This window comes from Mariniradius saccharolyticus AK6, from assembly GCF_000330725.2.
In the GTDB taxonomy this organism is placed as follows: domain Bacteria; phylum Bacteroidota; class Bacteroidia; order Cytophagales; family Cyclobacteriaceae; genus Mariniradius; species Mariniradius saccharolyticus.
On sequence record NZ_AMZY02000004.1, the window covers coordinates 103,981 to 123,881 of the forward strand.

Genomic DNA, 19,901 nt, shown 5'->3' on the forward strand with positions numbered 1-19,901 from the left:
CAGCGGCTACAAATTCCTTAAAATAGGGAGATTTGTAGCCGCTTCCGTTTGAATCCAATTCCAATTGCTTTATTTTTCGTTCCCTATCCCTAGAGCGCATGAGCAAGACCAAAACTTTGGTGCTGAACGATCGACAGATCCGCCAAAAAATTACCCGCATGGCCTATGAAATCTACGAACGGAACCTCCACGAGGAGACTTTGGTCTTTGCGGGAATTACGGGCATGGGGCATCTGTTGGCTTTGTCCTTGTCGTCTACCCTAGAATCAATCTCGCCGATCAAGACAGAAGTCATTGAAATAATTTTGGACAAATCAAATGTGGAGAAAAGTGAAATCAGGTTGTCCAAAAGTCCAAGCGCTGAAAGCCATTGCCTGATTATCGTCGATGATGTGCTAAATACCGGAAAGACCTTGGTCTATGCGCTACAGCCGTTTCTGAATAGTGCCGTGAGGAAGATTGAAGTCGCGGTATTAGTCAACCGTTCTCACAAACTCTTCCCAGTCACTCCCGATTACACCGGGCTTGAGCTTGCCACCACGCTGAGCGAACATATCACAGTAGATTTGCAATCCGAAAACCATACCGTACACCTTCACTAAGCTGAGATGTCTGTCCACAATTCGTCCAATATCAAGAGAATCACAACCCACATACTTCAGGAAATGAAGATGCGGGGTGAAAAGATATCCATGCTCACGGCCTATGATTTTTCGATGGCAGGCATTATCGATAGCGCAGGAATCGATATCATCTTGGTCGGCGACTCCGCCTCCAATGTGATGGCCGGACATGAGACGACCCTGCCGATCACTTTGGACCAAATGATCTACCATGCCACTTCGGTGGTAAGAGGGGTAAAACGGGCATTCGTGGTTGTAGACATACCGTTTGGATCCTATCAGGGAAACAGCTCTGAAGCGCTCCGCTCCGCCATCAGAATCATGAAAGAATCCGGCGCCCACGCAGTGAAAGTAGAAGGCGGAGCAGAAATCAGGGAATCCGTGGTCAGAATCCTCAGTGCAGGCGTCCCCGTGATGGGGCATTTGGGTTTGACACCTCAGTCGATCTATAAATTCGGAACCTATACCGTACGCGCAAAAGAAGAAGCCGAAGCCAAAAAACTCCTGGATGACGCCAAACTCCTAGAAGAATGTGGCTGCTTTGCGATTGTATTGGAAAAAATCCCAGCAGCCCTCGCCAAGCAAGTCGCTGAGACAGTTCAAATCCCTGTAATTGGAATCGGGGCGGGTCCCTATGTAGATGGGCAAGTGCTCGTTGTCCATGATATGCTCGGTATCAACCAAGAATTCAAACCAAGGTTCCTCCGGCAATACGCAAACCTACAGTCTATCATGACAGAAGCCGTGCAGGGTTATATTAAAGACGTAAAGTCCAAATCTTTTCCATCTGAAAAGGAAAGTTATTGATTGACCCAGATTTTGCGGGTGATCCGATCCCCTTCCACGCTTTCTATTTGAATCAGGTACAATCCCGGTGCAATGAATGGATATTGAATCTGTACGGGCCGATTCGCTATCATTTCTATATCCTCCATCAAGATCTGTCCGAGGCTGTTGATCAACCTTGCTTTTGAAGTTTTTGATGCCACGATGAAAAATTCCCCCTGATTTGGATTGGGGTATACTTTTGTGAGAAAATCACGGCTGGACGGATTGTCGCCCGTGGATTTCAAATATTCCAAACCTCCCGCTGTATTTCCCAATACCAAATCGTGGCTATTGCCAAAGGCAGCAGCTATCGAACTGATCCATGTACTTCGACTCAATCGGGTAGGAACCTTTTCCCCTTGTCCCAAATCCAACTGTACGGGAAAATTCTCTGCGCTGCCCATAAAATCCCGAATAAGACGCAACTCGCCATTTTGGTCCACAAGGTATAAGGAAGGCTCAGGACCTTGTATGACATGGACAGACAGGTTGCGTCGTGCAGGATTATCCGACAGTCCAAGGAAATTCCGCTCCAACAATTCCAAGCTTATACTTTCTCCGCGAACGACCTCGAAAAGCACCAACTCCCCCGTTTGCCTTGCCAAAAGCAGATAATCTTTTCCCTTGTAGGCAAACGGCTCGACATGGTCCAAAGTCCTTATGCCCGTGCCGGGGAAAACAAGCTCCTGCATTTGGTCCTGAATGGCATTTTCACCGACCCAAACCCTCCTTTGGAGAAGGCCGGCGACCGTATCAATGCCTGATATCCAATACTCCCTGCCTCCTTGGCCTTTTACATACTCGAAATACTGCAACTCCAACAAATCCCATGCAGACATTCCCAAATAATCCATTTCCGCCAAAACCCAGTCATTTCCCTTTATATCAAGACGATATGCCAGGCCGACAACTTTTCCGTTCCACTTTGAATTTGCCGTGACAATCAGCGTTCCGTCTTCCTTCACCCCCTTGAAAAAGGGCCGTGAACTTTCCCCCAAATCCAACATCTGGTCCTGCAAAAACGGGCTGTAAACAGCTGACTTGGTTCCAAAACGCGGAAGAACAAAGATATTTTGTGAAAAATCGGCTTGAAATATCACCGATATCTCGGAAGTATTGCTGCTCACGATCAATTCTGCCCGGTCCAAAAAAGCGGTGTGAAAAATCGGGAACTGCGGCAGCGGTCCGTAGCCAGGAAGCTCTTGGGAAAAGGACTCAAAAACCGGATCGTTGTTGCTGCCAAGGTTTGGAAGAAAATACAGGCTGCCGCATTCGTCCCTTCCCAAAAGTAGATCACGAATCCCGTCCCCATCAAAATCCTCAAACAGGATCGAATGCCCGCCCGCATGTTGGACTCGTTTGTTTTCGTCAAGCCTCGCGAAAGGTACTCCCAAGCAAGAAATCCCAAAGCTAAAGGCACCGCAACCACAAAACTCAAAACCTCCCCAATGGCTTTCGGGAAATGCAAAACCGTCCACGTCGGCTTGCCCTTTGCGCTCCAGGCTGGTATTTCTGTAGTATTCGAGATAATCACCCGAGGCAAAATTGAAGGTAACGATATCCAGGTCGCCGTCTCCATCCAAGTCAGTAACCAAAGGAATATCGAGGTTATTTGCCTGGAGATTGGAGCCGTTGTCCAAGCGGAGAAAATTCTGGGCAAGCGTCCACTGCGGCTTGCTGGCACCGCTTGGGCTGCTATTTCGGTAGACTTTTATGCCGAAAGGACTGGAAGTGAAAATGTCCATTTTCCCATCTCCATCAAAATCCCGAAGGACCAAAAAACCGCTGATATCAGACGGAAAAGAATAGGCCAATCCTGCGCGGAAATTGAATGACTCATTGTTTTTTGAAAAGACCAACACCCGTCGCGAATTGATGTCCCAAACGATCCACTCTTCAGTTCCATCCCCATCGAGGTCCATTTGCTGAAACTGGGCCGCATTGATACCAACGGCAAACGGCATTGGTACTTGTTCACCATCAACAGAAATCGAAACTCCCTCACCAAAAGTAAAAACCTGCTGCGCCCAAGCGGGAAGACTCATGCAAAAAACCAAAATGTACAAATAGAATGTTCTCACAAATCAAACAGGGCTTGGCGTACCAAATTAAACGAATGGACTGATAAAAGATGTTCCGCCTTTCCGTTAATTTTAGCCTGCGATTTTGACAGCTATGAACATCCCAAACCTCTACCAGTATTTTCTCCAGTCAACGGGCGTAAGCACGGATACCCGAAAAATCAATCCCGGGAATATCTTTTTTGCACTCAAGGGACCAAATTTTAACGCCAATGACTTCGCTTCGAAGGCCTTGGAAATTGGAGCGGCCTTGGTTGTAGTCGATGAGGAGCGGGTAGTTCCACCGGGAGACGAACGCTATTTTCTTGTAGCGGATGCCTTGACTGCCTTGCAGCAGCTAGCAAACCACCATCGACACCAACTCCAAATCCCAATCATCGGACTTACAGGAAGCAATGGAAAAACCACTTCCAAAGAACTCCTGAACGCGGTACTCAGCCGCAAATATAAAACCACCGCCACGCAGGGCAATCTAAACAACCATATCGGCGTGCCCCTGACCTTGCTCACGATCGGAAAAGACAGCGAGATCGCCATCATCGAAATGGGCGCCAACAAACAGGGTGACATCAAGGAACTCTGCGATATCGCGGAACCGACCCACGGATTCATAACCAATATCGGCAAAGCACATCTCGAAGGAATGGGTGGGCCGGAAGGTGTCCTGAAAACAAAAACCGAACTCTATCAGCATCTGCGGGAAAACAAAGGAACCGTATTTATCAATACGGCCGACCCGATTCTTTCGAACATGATCAAGCGGTTTGAAAACCCTGTCCTGTATCCGTCCAAAGGGGATTATTGCGAAGTGTCTTTCGTTGAAGCTAATCCCTTCGTAAGTTTTAAAGTGGAAAATGATGACACGGTCCACCAAAGTTCCCTGATCGGAGAATACAACTTTGGCAACATCGCAACGGCGCTAACTGTGGGAAAATATTTCGGCGTACCACTCCGGGAGGCTGTAAAGGGCGTAGTCCAATATGTGCCTGCCAACATGCGCTCCCAACTCATGGAAAAACGCAGCAACCTGATCATCCTCGACGCCTACAATGCCAATCCATCCAGCATGGAGGTGGCTATCAAGACTTTTGCCTCGATGAACAGGAAGAAACACAAGATGGTAATCTTGGGGGATATGTTTGAACTGGGTGAACATACCGAAGCAGAGCATCAAAAAATCGGCGAAATTCTTTCCCAATTCGCATTCGACAAAATCTGCCTTACCGGAAAACACATGCAGGCCGCCCTGTCCAAGGCTCCGATCTCCACGCTGTATTTCCCGGATCCGTTTTCCTTCCGCAATTGGCTGCAGGATTCCAAACTGGAGGATTACCAAATCCTTATCAAAGGCAGCCGCGGCATGAAGCTTGAAACCTTGGTGGATTTTATCTGATCCCCAAATAGGTATGGAGATTTTGCTATCTAACTTGGGTGCAAATCAAATACCCAACAACTTAATTCGGTATTCTTTCGGAGTACTCCCCCCAAGTTTCCGAAAAGTCCTGTTGAAATAAGATAGATTCTGAAATCCAACCTGAAATGCGATCTGGGAAATTGACAAGTCAGTTTCCAGGAGGAGTTGGCAGGCTTGCTGAATGCGGATTTGGTTGAGAAATTCCGTGAAGGTTTTGCCCGTTCGTTCCTTGAAAAACCGGCAAAAAGCTTCTTTACTCATGATTGCGACATCGGCGACCTCCTGAAGCTGAACATTCCGGTGGCTTTGAGCCAAAATGAAGGACATGACCTGCGCCATTCTTTTCCCCTCGGACTCAGTAAAATCCCGCAATGGTGTCAGCCTGTTAAGCAAACGGAGGCTTTTGGAATCCTGTAGACGCTGTAAAATCCCAAAGGTGGCCATCAACCTATCCCAACCTTGTTTGGAATCAAAAACCCTGAGTTGCTCTCCAACCAATTCCTTGATTCCTCCCTCCAAAGCATAGCAACCCTTGGTCTGGTGAAGCCATTGTTGCAAAGGAAAAAATTCAGTTACTTCCCACACGCCCTTTCCCAAGGCCTCAAAATCAAAAAAAAGGGTGTGCCCTAAAGAAAGTTTGTCGCTTTGCGGGTCAAAATATTCAGGATCTGACCTGAAGACGTGGGGCATATTGGCAGAAAACAAAAACACATCCCCAGGTTCAAATCGCCCCAAATAATCCCCGACCATCAACTGCCCCCTTCCTTCCAAAATCATAGTCAACTGCCATTCGGGATGCTGGTGCAGTTTGTCGTAGAAATGCTTTTCAGCATCCACCTGGAAGCGCACGAACTCCTTGCTGGATTTTGGGATTTTAAAGGGAATTACTTTACTACCCATTTGCATTTTTGCGTCTAAAGTCAATCCAGAATTGCCTACTGCCAAATCGAACAATTCATTTTTGGTATAATATTAATCGATTTGAATAATTCAAAAATATATTCAAGTCAATATTGTACCAATAAACCCCAATTGGGTGCGGGACTGGGAGACAGGACTGAGCTAATTTTGATAAAAAAAAATAGAAACTATGAACTGGCAAGGCGTATTTCCGGCAGTGACGACCAAGTTCCACTCTGATGGAAGCTTGGACATGCCGTTGTTTTTCAAAAACCTAAATGCTCAACTTGAAGCCGGCGTCCACGGCATCATTCTCGGCGGCACGCTCGGAGAATCTTCAGTACTCAATTTGGAAGAGAAAATCCAGCTGACAACTCAGACCGTAAAGTACATAAATGGACGAGTACCGGTGGTACTCAACATTGCCGAGGGAGCGACCAGAGATGCCATCTTCTGGGCGCAGAAAGCTGAAGAAATGGGCGCTTCCGGACTGATGCTTCTCCCTCCCATGCGCTATGCTGCGGATGCGCGGGAGACAGTGACTTATTTCAAAGACGTTGCAAAGAACACCAGCCTTCCCATCATGATCTACAACAATCCGGTGGATTACAAGACTTTGGTGACTTTGTCTATGTTTGAGGAATTGACTTCCATCCCCAATATCCAAGCTGTAAAGGAATCCACACGGGACATTTCCAACGTCACCCGGATGAGGAACCTGTTTGGCGATAGGTTTAAAATTCTCTGCGGGGTAGATACCCTTGCAATGGAAGAACTGCTCATGGGCGCTGACGGCTGGGTAGCCGGATTGGTCTGTGCCTTTCCGAAAGAAACCGTGGCCGTATACAACCTTTGCAAAGCAGGTAAAACCGAAGCAGCGCTTAAAATCTACCGTTGGTTCCTGCCCTTATTGGAACTCGATATCCATCCAAAACTGGTACAATACATCAAATTGGCTGAGCAAATGGCTGGAATCGGATCTGAGTACGTACGTGCGCCAAGACTTACTCTCATCGGGGAAGAGCGGGTAAAAATCGAGAACATCATCAAGCAGGGTTTGGAGCACAGGCCGAAGATTTGATACCTACGAAAGTTACGATTAAAGACTTGGCATAAGCATCATGCGATCTAAAGTCGCTCTTATCCCCATTCAACTCAAATTTCTTTGACGTTGGGTTTGGGATGATTACCTTATGACCGATTAAATTTTCTCTCCTTCCATATGAACCTAGACCAAATCTTCCGATCTGCCCAAGAGGCGTTCCTATTCTACAAAAATGTAACCGGAAAAGAAAAAGGTACTTTCCTTCGCAAAATCGCGGATGGGCTCGAGTCTGTTAAAGCGGATTTGATCCCATTGGCTGCACGCGAGTCTAACCTGCCCGAAGGTAGGATCACAGGCGAACTAGGGAGAACGGTGGGCCAGATTAGGCTTTTCGCCAATTTGGTGGAAGAAGGAAGTTGGGTGGAAGCAACCATTGATCACGCCGACCCAAGCAGAAGCCCGATTCCCAAACCGGATATCCGGAGGTTTTTGACACCACTCGGGCCGGTGGTAGTATTTGGTGCCAGCAACTTCCCCCTGGCATTTTCAACGGCAGGAGGTGACACCATCTCGGCATTAGCCGCAGGGTGTCCAGTGGTCTACAAGGCTCACCCTGCACATCCCGATACTTCCCTTTTGGTAGGCAAGGTAATCCAAAGGGCCATTCAGGATTCCGCATTTCCAGAGGGAATTTTTACGCACGTAGTCGGAGGAATCGCAGAGGGACAAGCCTTGGTACAGCATCCATTCGCCAAAGCGGTAGCCTTCACCGGCTCACACAGGGGTGGGATGGCATTGTTTGAGTTAGCTAGCAGAAGACCTGAACCCATCCCCGTCTATGCCGAAATGGGCTCTGTAAATCCGATTTTTACTTTTGAAAAAAAACTGGAAAAGGATATCACCGGCTACGCCAAGTCATTTATCGCTTCGCTTACATTGGGTGTCGGTCAATTCTGTACCAACCCTGGATTGATTTTCGTCCCAAGATCACAGGAAGCTGCTTTTTCTGCTGCCATTAAGGCCGAATTGGAAGAGATCGCCGCGGCACCCATGCTGCATGAAGGCATCGCTTCGGCCTATTATGATGCCCTGCAATATCTCCAAAGTCGACATGAACTCGAATGGGTGAAAGTAGCCGCCGCAAAAGACCTCATCAAGGGTCATCCGGCATTGGCAAAGATCAAAGCGACAGATTGGCTGAGCGACAACAAATTCCAAGAGGAAGTCTTTGGTTCCTTTGCCTTGATGGTTGTGTACGAATCGGAGTCCGATCTGATGGAAGTCGCACAAAAACTTCATGGCCAATTGACGATCACCATTTGGGCTGAGTTGAGCGAACTGACCGATAAGCTTTACCTCATCAATTTATTGGAAGAAAAATGCGGGCGTATGCTCTATAAAGGAGTGCCAACCGGAGTCGAAGTCGGATACGCAATGCAACATGGCGGACCTTATCCGTCCACTACGGATAGCCGCAGTACCTCCGTCGGAGTACATGCCATCAAGCGCTTTGTACGTCCGATCGCGTTCCAAGACATGCCGGAAATCCTTCTCCCCGATGCACTTCGTGACGACAATCCGTTACAGATCTGGCGAATGGTCGATGGGAAATGGGGGAAATAAGGATAGAGGGTAGAAGTACGAAGGTAGAAGTTAGAGACAAGTCAGCAGATTCAAGCCTTATGGTTTGAGGGATGATAAGACAGACTCCTCACCTTCCAACAGTAAAAAACGAGATGATTGCCTGCGTCAATCTAGGGCTTGCGATTCTCGTGTAGGCAAATAACCTTGCAGCATTCCAAACCTTTCAACCTTGAAACCTGATCAAAACTGATCCCAATCTTCCAATTTTCAATTCAACCAATCCCTTTTCACCCATGCCTTCCAGACATACTTTCTCCTGCATCGATGCACATACCTGTGGCAATCCAGTAAGGGTTGTCTCGGGGGGAGTCCCTTTTCTAAAGGGGAACAGCATGCTCGAAAAACGCCAGTATTTCCTTGAAAACCTGGATTGGATACGGACAGGGCTCATGTTTGAGCCACGGGGACATGATATGATGTCTGGCTCGATGCTGTTTCCACCGCACGACCCGGAAAATGATTTTGCGGTATTGTTTATCGAAACCTCGGGATGTTTGCCGATGTGCGGTCATGGCACGATTGGCACGATCACGGTCGCGATTGAGGAAGGCTTGATTCATCCAAAGACTCCCGGCTTTCTCCGCATGGAAGCACCGGCAGGGTTGGTTTTGGTCGAGTACAAGCAGGAAAGCAAAAAGGTCAAATCCGTGAAGCTTACGAATGTTAGAAGCTATCTAGCAGCGGAAGGCCTGGAAATCGAAATCGAGGAACTGGGAAAACTGACCGTAGACGTGGCCTATGGCGGGAATTTTTACTGCATCGTCGATCCACAGGAAAACTTCGCCGGATTGGAGCATTATAAAGCGGAGCAGCTGATTTCATTGGCGAGAAACCTACGGCAAGAAATGAACAAACGCTACGACTTTGTCCATCCCGAGCATGAAAAAATCAGGGGGCTATCCCATGTGCTTTGGACGGGAAAGACCATCGACCCAACAAGCACCGCAAGAAATGCGGTTTTCTACGGTGACAAAGCCATTGACCGCTCCCCATGTGGGACGGGCACTTCCGCGCGCATGGCCCAATGGCATGCGAAAGGTTGGCTGAAACCCGGAGACGAATTCATCCACGAAAGCTTCATTGGGTCCAAATTCATCGGAAGAATCGAGCAGGTAACCGAAATCGCGGAAAAGCCTGCCATCGTGCCGAGCATAGAAGGCTGGGCAAAGGTCTACGGCTACAACACGATCATCCTTGATGACGACGATCCTTATGTGCATGGTTTTCAGGTGATTTAGATAGAATAGCAGTGAGAGCCAAGAACCTAGATTCTGAATTGATTAACTCAAAATGGACTTGCACGCATGAAAATTGAACGATCCAGTTGCCGAGGGCATTTTGGGAATATCCATTTCTTTAAATGAAACTATCACCATTGCCGCAGCAAAACCTTGGCTTTTTGTTTTTTGGGATTCTGCTGGTTTCCTTCAACCTCCGTCCGTCGATAACCGCCGTCGGGCCTTTGATTCCGCTGATACGGGAGGACTTGGGACTGAGCAATGGATGGGCAGGCTTTTTGACCACCCTTCCTCTGTTGACATTTGCTACTTTCTCATTGTTTGCTGCAGGAATAGGAAAAAGACTGGGCCTTGCCAGGGCGATCTTTTTGGCACTTTTTGTTCTACTCGTGGGAAGTATCTGGCGGGTGTCGGGCGGCAAGCTTTCACTGTTTCTAGGGACTGGCTTGACGGGTATCGGCATTGTTATCTGCAACGTCCTTCTGATTCCATTGATCAAAAAACGCATGCCGGGTAAACTTGGCTTGGTGACTGCCTCCTATACGACAGGCATGTCATTATTCGCGGCGATTGGCTCGGGTATTTCGGCCCCTTTGGCTACTGATTGGAGCTGGGGATGGAGGGGCTCGCTTTTGTTTTGGGTGGGCCTACTTATCGTCGGATTGGCAGTTTGGTTTCCCCAAATCAGTTTTGACAATGAAAAATCCCCAACAACAACCACACAAAGCCCAAAGGTAAATGTCTGGAAATCCCGCCTGGCTTGGAACGTATGCCTTTTTATGGGGGTGCAATCGATGCTTTACTTCACCATCATTGCTTGGCTACCGGATATGCTAGTGGCAAGAGGCTATAGCCTGGGACGGGCTGGGCTTATCCTGTCTTTGATGCAAGTGGTGGGGCTATTGGGATCCTTTTTTGCACCCATGTTGGCGGTGCGATTCCGGGACCAAGTCGGTATGGTCATCGGTATTGGCCTGATGTATTTGCTAGGGTTTTCCAGTCTATTGTCAACGACGGCCTTTATCAACTACGCCGGGCTGACACTGGCAGGGCTGGGTTTGGGCGCATCCGTATCTTTGGCCTATACCATGATTGGTCTTCGGACCGACTCTGAGCAGAGCACAACGGCACTCTCAGGCATGGTCCAGTCGACGGGCTATTACATGGCCGCATTGGGTCCGGTGCTTTTTGGGATTGCGTTTGATGTATTTGGGGATTGGAACCTGCTCATCGGATTAATGCTGGCCTGTTCGGTCCTGTACATTTACTTTGGGACTAAATCAGGCAAATCCGAACTGATCTAGACTTTTTCCTACAAGCCGTGCCGACAAAGGTGTTAACTTTGTGCCAAAACCAAGAAACCGAGATGGAGGAGCATTTGCTTTCATTGGGAGTGCCAAAAGAAGTGTTTGATTATGTGGTGATGCCGCTCTTGATATTCTGTGCGCGGGTCATGGACGTATCGATCAATACCCTGCGCATCATGTTCGTGATGAATGGGAAAAAGAAAATCGCGCCGATTTTAGGCTTTTTTGAATCGCTGATTTGGCTTCTTGCAATCGGTCAGATTTTCCAAAACGTCAACAATCCCATGTCCTATGTGGGATACGCGGGTGGGTTTGCGATGGGAACCTTTATCGGAATGACCATAGAAGAAAAACTCGCGCTCGGTAGAGTTTTGGTTCGCGTAATCACCCCAGAACCGATGATTGAGCTGATCGATTACATGAAAGAGCGAAATTTTCGTTTCACCAACGTGGGCGGGGAAGGACGATTTGGCAAGGTCAACCTGCTATTCACAGTGATGAAACGCGAAGACCTTCAAGAATATGTGGAAAAGATAAAATCCATCAACGACAAAGCTTTCTATACCATCGAAAGCGTGAAACGCATCAGCGAAGATGACCTCAACGTAATGGAGGATAGGCCAAGGTTTACAACCAAGCTGAGAGGTCTGGTTCGGAAATAAAAAAACCCTTCGGCGGACATCCACCGAAAGGTTTGATAAAAAAAGCTATGTATTGATTTTTATTTTGCCTGGGGAATAAAGCTCATCAGCTCTTTTGCCCCATCCATGAGCGTGAGTTTGTCTTTCCCGACTTTCAGATTTTTAACTTGTGCGAGCGCACCCAGAAAATCCGTCTCCATTTTACCCGCATCGCCCGCACAGGCCATTTTTGTCATGGCACCGGGGTCGAGACTTAAATTTTTCCCGTCCAATGCAAACTTCCCGTTGAAGTTATTGCAACCGGTGTTCCCGGCCAGCTTTCCCCCATCAAGGAAACTCAGACTTGGTATCTTTCCCAATAGTTTGCTCGGATCCAGTGCATTTCCCATTAGAGAATTCAATACCCAATTATTGCCGGTCAAGAGGCTAAGGGGATTCAAACCTCCGAGCGAACTGCAGGACGAAAAGCTCAGAAAAACAACGAGCATCAAAATAGACGAATACTTTTTCATAAATTGAATATTGATGAATAAATGGTTAAAGGATAAAATTATAAAGATAAACTTGAATATTTTTTACTTCATTCACATTTTTTGAAATGATAGAAATAAAGTATTTTCTCTGGCCAAAGCTGTTTCCAGCCAGACCAATTCTGTCTTCTTGAACTTGATTGAAATAAAGTTTTGCTTTTACAATTAATCAATGGACAATTTTTCATTCAATTCAATAAAGAAAAAACAATCTATCCATCGATCATTTGAAAAAAATACAAATTGGTTTTGGATTGTGGGTTTTTGTACTTAAGATTGTCGCATCAAAAAAATGGGTTATGTTTTTAGCCAACTCCAGCAGCCTTAGTGCCTTTTTCTGTATGGAAATTCAGGAAAGTAGCTGCCTTATTCCCATGACCCCTGCTACATTTTTCACTACCACCATTACGGGGTAGTCCCGTTCCTACTACGATACAGCCCCAGTTCGAGTGGACCTAGATAGGTTCATTGTCCTTGATATACATTTTACATCCAGCATTTATGAAAATTCTCAAATTCGGAGGTTCATCGGTAGCCAATCTCGAAAACATTAGAAAGGTATTTGCGATCATCCAAAAACAGGTCAAAAAAGAGGAAATCGCAGTTGTATTCTCGGCTTTGGGTGGCGTGACGGAAATCCTGCTCCAAAGTGCCCAAAAGGCCAAAGAGGGCGACAGATCCTATATTGACGAGGTCAAGATACTGGAAGATCGGCATTTTGAACTCGTCCGCCAATTGATCCCGATCCAGTCGCAAAGTACTGTCTTGACTTATGTGAAAGTCAGGTTCAATGAACTGGACGATCTGTTTCATGGAGTGTATTTGATCAAGGAATGCTCTGCCAAGACACTGGATTATGTAGCAAGTTTTGGGGAGCGGCTTTCCGCATTTATCCTTGCCGAGGCGCTGAAGATCGAAGAACTACCCGCTGTATTCGTAGATGCGCGGGATTTGGTACGCACCAACAATCGGTTTGGCAATGCCAAGGTCGACTTTTTCACCACCAACGATCTCATCGCTGATTATTTCCATAGCCATCCGGGCCTGAAGATCATCACTGGCTTCATAGGATCTACAGAAAAGGGAGAAACCACCACCCTCGGCAGAAGCGGTTCCGATTATACCGCAGCCATTTTCGCATCTGCGCTCAATGCTGATTCGCTCGAAATCTGGACCGACGTATCAGGGGTTTTGACCTCCGACCCGAGGTTGGTCTATTCCGCATTCACCATCCCGCAGTTGACCTACAACGAGGCTATGGAGCTTTCCCATTTTGGGGCAAAGGTGATTTTCCCGGCCACCATGCAACCCGCGATGCGGAAAGGAATCCCGATTTACATCAAAAACACCTTTGATCCCGAAAATCCCGGCACTTTGATCAGCAATGAATCCGGCAACGGGAAATTGATCAAAGGGATCTCTTCCATGTCGGGTATCTCACTGCTAAACATCCAGGGTGCAGGTCTGATCGAAGTAGTCGGCGTGAGCAGAAGGGTATTTGGTGCGCTGGCAGACGCCGGAATCAACGTCATCCTGATCAGCCAGGCGAGCTCTGAGCATAGCATTTGCATCGCGATCAAGACCACGGAGGTCATTGCTGCCAAGGAATCCATCGAAAAGGAGTTCCTGTACGAAATCAAAAACGGCGAAATGGATCCCGTTTTGGTTGTTTCCGAAATGGCCGTAGTGGCCGCGGTCGGCGAAAACATGAAGCATAACCCCGGCGCAAGCGGACGGATGTTTCAGGCATTGGGCAGAAACAATGTCAACGTCTTTGCCATTGCCCAAGGAAGCTCAGAGCTGAACATATCGGCGGTAGTATCTCAGGCGGATTTGCAGAAAGCCCTGAATGCCCTCCACGAAGCGTTTTTCCTTTCTGACAACAAAGTCCTGCACGTGTTTTTGGTCGGTGTGGGCTTGATCGGAAAGACACTCATCCGGATGATCGCCCAGCAGAGAAAAAAACTGATGCAGGAAAATGATTTGGATATCCAAATCCACGGAATTGCCAATTCCCGCTATATGGCCTTCGACGAAGACGGATTCGACTTGGCAAACTGCCCACTGCCGCAAGATGCCAAAGGCGCCAAGCCGATGGATATCAAAAAATTTGTGGCACAAATGGAAGAGATGAACTTCTCCAACTCGGTGTTTGTGGATTGCACTGCCAGCCAGGACGTAGCCGATGTCTACGAACAGGTTTTGGAAGCAAAAGTTGCCTTGGTGACTCCTAACAAAAAGGCTAACTCCGGCAGCCTCGAAACCTATAAGGGCCTTAAAAAACTCGCCTACAAGCGTGGCGTGAAATTTCTCTACGAAACTAATGTCGCCGCGGGACTTCCCGTGATCAGCACGCTGCAGGATTTGATGCTTTGTGGAGATAAGGTGCTCCGAATCGAAGCAGTGCTGAGCGGATCCATGAACTTCATTTTCTCCGAATTGGAAAAAGGGACTCCTTTCAGCGAGGTAGTAAAGCAAGCCAAAGAAAAAGGGTACACCGAACCAGACCCTCGGGACGATCTGAGCGGGATGGATGTTGGCAGGAAAATATTGATCCTGGGCCGGGAGGCGGAGCAAGACCTCCAATTTGAAGACATCCAAATACAAAGCATGGTCCCCGCCGACTGCGTGGATGCGAAATCCGTGGAAGAGTTTATGGCAAAACTTCCGGCACATGACGCTGAGTTTGCCCAACTCCTCGCCGAAGCAAAATCCAAAGGAGAAAAACTCCGATTCATGGCTACCTTGGAAAATGGAAAAGCGATGGTCGGACTCAGAAGCATCGACAGCAGCCATCCATTTTATACCTTAAAAGGATCGGACAATATGATCCTATTCACGACCGAGCGGTATCACGACTTTCCGATGATTATACGCGGACCAGGTGCAGGCGCCGATGTAACTGCGGCAGGTGTATTTGCGGACGTGATCAGATTGGGAAATTTCTCCAGATAATGAAAAAAACCGTCACCGCCTTCGCTCCGGCCACCGTGGCCAACGTGTCCTGTGGATTTGATATCCTCGGTTTCGCCATCGACCAAATGGGCGATAAGGTCACCGTTACGCCCAACGACCTCCAGCAACTCCGGGTCATTGGCATCATTGGTGACGGTGGTAAACTTCCCCTCGAGCCGGACAAAAACACTTGCTCCGTGGCGATCCAAGCAATGTTGGATCATTTGGAATCCAATCAGGGAATCGACATTTACTTGGAAAAAGGGCTGCCACTAGGTTCTGGTATGGGTTCATCGGCTGCCAGCGCTGCAGCAGCATTGGTCGCCGCAAATGAATTACTCGGAAATCCTTATGACAAAATCGGCCTCGTTCCCTTCGCCATGGAAGCAGAATGTATCGCCTGTGGTTCTGCCCATGCGGATAACGTTGCCCCATCGATTTTGGGAGGCTTTGTACTGATTCGGGATTATCACCCATTGGACATCATCCCCTTGCCAGTACCCCAAAACCTGTTCTGTACCCTCGTCCATCCGCATATAGAACTCAGGACAGCAGATTCGAGAAGTGTCTTGCGCAAGCAACTTTCGCTCAAGGAAGCGGTCATGCAGTCAGGAAACATTGCGGGTTTCATCGCCGCTTTATATGAAAACGATCTCGCGCTTTTGGGACGTTCTTTAAAGGATGTGATTGCTGAGCCATCAAGAGCGCTACTGATTCCTGGGTTTTATGAATTGAGGTCAGGAATCCAGTTCCTAGGCGCGCTCGGATCCGGAATTTCCGGTTCGGGACCCACGATCTTTATCCTCTCTCCCGACCAAAAAACGGCCGAAGCCGTTGGCGGGAAAGCGAAGGAAGTATTCGCGCAAATCGGCCTCGGTGTCGATGTGTTCGTCTCCGAAGTGAATAAGCGGGGCGCGTTTGTGATTTGAGATTTTAGACAAAAGACACAAGAAGCAAGACAAAAGACTTAAGGTAACTCAATCCTTTCAGTGCCTATCAACTTGGGGATAGTTACAATAGACTAGATTCAAACCGCAAGGACCAAAAACCGCTCCGGAAACATCAGAGACAAAACTGAAATAACACTTAAATTGGAAGGTATTTTTTCAATCTTCCAATTTTCAAATTTTCCAAAATTTAACAACCTTCTCCCCATGCATTTCTACAGCACCAACAATCCAAACCACATCGTCAGTCTCAAGGAAGCTGTGGTCAAGGGACTTGCGCCGGACCAGGGTTTGTACATGCCGGTTAATATTCCCAGACTTCCCGGGCGGTTCTTCAATGAATTGCCAAGAAAAACCTTTCGTGAGATCGGTTATGAGGTGATTGGGGCACTTTTTAAAGAAGATCTGAGTGACGCGCAGATCAAAGAACTCGTTGACCATACCTTGGCATTTGACGCGCCTTTGGTAGAAGTGGAAAAGGATGTCTATTCACTGGAGCTTTTCCACGGGCCGACATTGGCATTCAAAGATTTCGGCGCTAGGTTTTGCTCGAAGCTGATGGCTATGTTGATGCGGGGTGAAAATCGCAAAGTCAGGGTACTTGTCGCCACATCGGGGGACACAGGTAGTGCTGTGGCAAACGGATTTTTCAAAGTGGAAGGCGTAGAAGTCATAGTACTATATCCGAAAGGAAAAGTGAGTGAATTACAAGAAAAACAGTTTACGACCTTGGGGGAAAACATTACCGCTTTGGAAGTAGACGGGGTTTTTGATGATTGCCAAGCTTTGGTGAAGCAGGCTTTTCTCGACCCAGAATTGAACGAGAAAATGCTGCTCACTTCTGCCAATTCAATCAACGTCGCTAGATGGATTCCCCAGTGTTTGTACTATTTCTATGCTTACTCCCGATTGCCAAAGACGGACAAAAGAGTCGCAGTTTCCGTCCCAAGCGGTAACTTCGGCAATCTCGGTGCGGGAATATTGGCCGAAAGGATGGGCCTGCCCATCGACATGTTCATTGCTTCGACCAATGTAAACCGTGTGGTGCCTGATTTTTTGGCGGGAAGTCATTTTGAAGCCAAGGCTTCCATCGCTACCATCAGCAATAGCATGGACGTGGGAAATCCTTCGAATTTCTTCAGGCTATTGGCATTGTATGGCAATGATGAGGCACTTTTCCGCAAAAAGGTAAAGGGCTTCTATTTCGATGACCAAGACACACAGCGTGCCATGATCAAAATCAAGGAAGAAACCGGATACATCATGGACCCACATGGTGCCGTCGGCTATCTTGGATTAAGGAATCTCATGAAAATGCATCCAAGTGAGTTTGTCGGGATATTCCTCGAGACTGCCCATCCCGCCAAATTCAAATCTGTCGTAGACGAAACCTTGGGCATCGACCTACCGATTCCAGAGAGATTGCATGCGTTTATGAAAGGCAAAAAAGAGGTTGTGGGTATGGGAAAGAGTTTTGGGGAGTTTAAGGGGATTTTGATTGGATTGGATGGGACCGCTTAAAGAATCCTTTACCTCATTTCGCAAACGTACAAGACATAGCCTCTGCCAACCTTCGTCCCGATCAAGAAGCTATCTCCTCCATCGCTGAGCCTATATTTCTTCTTCAATTCATCGGCCGAAAGGGCATAGTTTCGGGTAATCACGTTCACCTTTCCGTCAGGAAAAAGTAACTTAAGTTGCTTCTTGGGATCCTTGATTTCTTCCTTGATTTCAAATACCCGGCCGGGCATCTCTCCCTGCAAGCCATCACAAGTGTACAAGTGGGAATTGGGATGGAGTTTTTTCAATCCGAACCTTTTCCCAAAACTCCTGAAGGCTCCTGCTTTCAATATGGCGGCATTCGGTTCGACAAGGAACTTCCCAACAACTCCGAAAATACTTTCGCTCGTTTCTTCCTCCTCAAAGGTGAATGAAAACTCCGTAGCTGCATTGGCAGGCAAGTCTACCGCCCTAATCACTCGATCTACTTTCGATGCGTCCCTCTCCCAAAAAAGCAGAACCTCTTTCACCTCGTTTTTGACCGAAACGACCCAGATTTGTTGAATATCAGGGATTTCCGAAATCGCCTGCTTGATATCCAACATCGGTGAACTTTTGATCAGGATGGATTTTGATTTGGATCGCAGCAGGTTCCAATGTCCAACCACATCCGGTTCGCAATCGGCTAGCTTGTAAAGCTTCTGGTTTTGATCTCCCCTTCGCGCCGGGTCGACATAGGTAAGGTCGAACACCCGATCCGACTTGGCAAAAAATTCCAAAGAATCCCCGGTCACTACTTCAAGTTTCCCAGGCACCATCAAGTTAAAATTGTGCCGGACGGTATCCGCCAACTGCGCATTCCGCTCACAATAAATCGCCTGCTCGAAATGCTTTGATAGAAAAAAAGTATCCACGCCAAACCCTCCCGTCAGGTCGATCATCACCTGGCCATGCCCTAGTTTGGATTTGAATTTGGCAGTCTCCTCCGAAGAAGCTTGCTCCAAGGAAAGGCTTGCAGGGAAGACGATATCGAGGTTTGCCACCCAAGTTGGCAGCTTGCTTTTTGCCTTTTGCCTGGCCTGTATCTGCTGCACAGCAAACTTCAGATCAAAGTCGACCTTTCCGGAATACCTAAAAAGCAATTGTGCAGGATCCTCCCGAAGGTGGTCCTGCACAAATTTTTTCACTGATTCCGTATATGTCGATTGATTCATGGGCCAGATCAATGGACAAATTATGGATTTTTTTTCTTAGGCCATGCTATGTTCCAACAGGTATTCGGCGATTTGTACGGCGTTGGTAGCTGCGCCTTTGCGGAGGTTATCGGCCACGATCCACATGTTCAGGGTATTTGGCTGGGATTCATCCCTTCTCAGACGCCCTACAAATACCTCGTCACGCTTGTGGGCAGTGAGCGGCATCGGATAAATCTTGTTGGCTGGATCGTCCTGCAGCACCACTCCCGGAGTATTTGCCAGGATTTCCCGTACTTCGTCCAAGTCAAAATCCTTGTGGAACTCCACGTTGACTGATTCTGAGTGCCCGCCCATGGTGGGGACGCGGACCGTTGTCGCAGTCACTTGGACGCTCTGGTCTCCAAATATCTTCTTGGTCTCATTGACCATCTTCATCTCCTCTTTCGTGTATCCGTTGGGTTGGAAAACGTCGATATGGGGAAGCACATTCATGTCAATCCTGTAAGGATACACCATTTCAGCTGGCTCGCCTGCACGTTCGGCCATCATCTGATCCACAGCTGCTTTCCCTGTACCTGTCACAGACTGATAGGTAGACACCACGATGCGCTTGATGCCATATTTCAACCTGAGTGGGTTCAATACCACCACCATTTGGATGGTTGAGCAGTTGGGATTGGCGATGATGCGGTCATCAATCCTGAGGTCCTTGGCATTGATCTCCGGAACCACCAGTTTCTTGGTAGGATCCATCCTCCATGCTGAGGAATTGTCGATCACAATCGTGCCAACTGCCGCGAACTGTGGAGCCCATTCCAAAGAAGTACTTCCACCTGCTGAAAAAATCGCGACGTCAGGCTTCTCGGAAACAGCCTGTTTCAATCCTATCACCTTATATTCCTTACCCTTGAAGGTCATGACCTTGCCAACAGACCTTTCGCTGGCGACCAAGAGTAATTCGTCAAAGGGGAAGTTGTGCTCATCCAGCACTTCTAGGATTTCCGAGCCCACCAATCCGGTGGCTCCTACAACGGCTAGTTTCATTTTTCTAA

The 19,901-nt window shown here is 47.8% G+C and carries 16 protein-coding genes; 11 read left to right on the plus strand and 5 right to left on the minus strand.

The annotated features are described in order from the left end of the window. The first annotated feature begins 98 nt into the window (after positions 1 to 98). Together C943_RS02835 and panB are read left to right on the plus strand one after the other, a co-directional pair. Positions 99 to 602 (plus strand): phosphoribosyltransferase family protein, encoded by a 504-nt coding sequence (locus tag C943_RS02835; protein ID WP_008623986.1) that lies wholly within the window; start codon positions 99 to 101, stop codon positions 600 to 602. A gap of 6 nt (positions 603 to 608) precedes the next feature. After that, on the plus strand, positions 609 to 1,430 hold the full coding sequence (gene panB, locus C943_RS02840) for a 3-methyl-2-oxobutanoate hydroxymethyltransferase (RefSeq protein ID WP_008623988.1): 822 nt from the start codon (positions 609 to 611) through the stop codon (positions 1,428 to 1,430). On the opposite strand, the gene C943_RS02845 is transcribed toward panB, so the two are convergent. After that, positions 1,424 to 3,496 carry a T9SS type A sorting domain-containing protein gene (locus tag C943_RS02845; protein WP_040478805.1) on the minus strand — a complete coding sequence of 691 codons (2,073 nt, stop codon included), beginning with the start codon at positions 3,494 to 3,496 and terminating at the stop codon, positions 1,424 to 1,426. The genes panB and C943_RS02845 overlap by 7 nt on opposite strands. A 130-nt stretch (positions 3,497 to 3,626) precedes the next feature. Between C943_RS02845 and C943_RS02850 the strand changes: the two genes are divergently transcribed. Then, positions 3,627 to 4,925: a UDP-N-acetylmuramoyl-tripeptide--D-alanyl-D-alanine ligase gene (locus tag C943_RS02850; protein ID WP_008623992.1), complete on the plus strand. Its 1,299-nt coding sequence runs from the start codon at positions 3,627 to 3,629 to the stop codon at positions 4,923 to 4,925. 45 nt (positions 4,926 to 4,970) lie between these two features. Here C943_RS02850 and C943_RS02855 read toward each other — a convergent pair whose 3' ends face one another. Beyond that, the gene (locus C943_RS02855) at positions 4,971 to 5,846 is read right to left on the minus strand and encodes a helix-turn-helix domain-containing protein (protein ID WP_040478830.1); all 876 of its coding nucleotides are present in this window, start codon (positions 5,844 to 5,846) and stop codon (positions 4,971 to 4,973) included. A gap of 190 nt (positions 5,847 to 6,036) precedes the next feature. On the opposite strand from C943_RS02855, the gene C943_RS02860 reads away from it, so the two are divergent. The 5 genes from C943_RS02860 to C943_RS02880 all read left to right on the plus strand — a co-directional run bounded on the left by C943_RS02860 (position 6,037) and on the right by C943_RS02880 (position 11,742). Then, on the plus strand, positions 6,037 to 6,927 hold the full coding sequence (locus C943_RS02860; RefSeq protein ID WP_008623995.1) for a dihydrodipicolinate synthase family protein: 891 nt from the start codon (positions 6,037 to 6,039) through the stop codon (positions 6,925 to 6,927). Positions 6,928 to 7,068: 141 nt separating this feature from the next. Next, positions 7,069 to 8,514, plus strand: a complete 1,446-nt coding sequence (locus C943_RS02865) for an aldehyde dehydrogenase (NADP(+)) (protein WP_008623997.1) — start codon at positions 7,069 to 7,071, stop codon at positions 8,512 to 8,514. Between the two features lie 254 nt (positions 8,515 to 8,768). Beyond that, positions 8,769 to 9,773 carry a 4-hydroxyproline epimerase gene (locus C943_RS02870; protein ID WP_040478807.1) on the plus strand — a complete coding sequence of 335 codons (1,005 nt, stop codon included), beginning with the start codon at positions 8,769 to 8,771 and terminating at the stop codon, positions 9,771 to 9,773. Between the two features lie 122 nt (positions 9,774 to 9,895). Beyond that, on the plus strand, positions 9,896 to 11,077 hold the full coding sequence (locus tag C943_RS02875) for a CynX/NimT family MFS transporter (RefSeq protein ID WP_040478809.1): 1,182 nt from the start codon (positions 9,896 to 9,898) through the stop codon (positions 11,075 to 11,077). A gap of 62 nt (positions 11,078 to 11,139) precedes the next feature. Next, positions 11,140 to 11,742, plus strand: a complete 603-nt coding sequence (locus C943_RS02880) for a DUF2179 domain-containing protein (RefSeq protein ID WP_008624012.1) — start codon at positions 11,140 to 11,142, stop codon at positions 11,740 to 11,742. Between the two features lie 59 nt (positions 11,743 to 11,801). Here the strand turns inward: C943_RS02880 and C943_RS02885 are convergent, their stop codons facing one another. Further along, on the minus strand, positions 11,802 to 12,233 hold the full coding sequence (locus C943_RS02885; protein WP_008624014.1) for an META domain-containing protein: 432 nt from the start codon (positions 12,231 to 12,233) through the stop codon (positions 11,802 to 11,804). A gap of 519 nt (positions 12,234 to 12,752) precedes the next feature. Between C943_RS02885 and thrA the strand changes: the two genes are divergently transcribed. The 3 genes from thrA to thrC all read left to right on the plus strand — a co-directional run bounded on the left by thrA (position 12,753) and on the right by thrC (position 17,674). Beyond that, positions 12,753 to 15,206, plus strand: a complete 2,454-nt coding sequence (thrA, locus tag C943_RS02890; RefSeq protein ID WP_008624017.1) for a bifunctional aspartate kinase/homoserine dehydrogenase I — start codon at positions 12,753 to 12,755, stop codon at positions 15,204 to 15,206. Next, positions 15,206 to 16,135, plus strand: coding sequence for a homoserine kinase (locus C943_RS02895; RefSeq protein ID WP_008624019.1), 930 nt, complete (start codon positions 15,206 to 15,208; stop codon positions 16,133 to 16,135). The genes thrA and C943_RS02895 overlap by 1 nt, the downstream gene beginning before the upstream one ends. Before the next feature lie 225 nt (positions 16,136 to 16,360). After that, a complete protein-coding gene (gene thrC / locus C943_RS02900) occupies positions 16,361 to 17,674 on the plus strand; it encodes a threonine synthase (protein WP_040478810.1) in 1,314 nt (437 codons plus the stop codon). Between the two features lie 8 nt (positions 17,675 to 17,682). Here the strand turns inward: thrC and C943_RS02905 are convergent, their stop codons facing one another. Next, a complete protein-coding gene (locus C943_RS02905; RefSeq protein WP_040478812.1) occupies positions 17,683 to 18,867 on the minus strand; it encodes a THUMP-like domain-containing protein in 1,185 nt (394 codons plus the stop codon). Positions 18,868 to 18,903: 36 nt separating this feature from the next. Next, a complete protein-coding gene (locus tag C943_RS02910; protein WP_008624027.1) occupies positions 18,904 to 19,893 on the minus strand; it encodes an aspartate-semialdehyde dehydrogenase in 990 nt (329 codons plus the stop codon). Between the last annotated feature and the right edge of the window lie 8 nt (positions 19,894 to 19,901).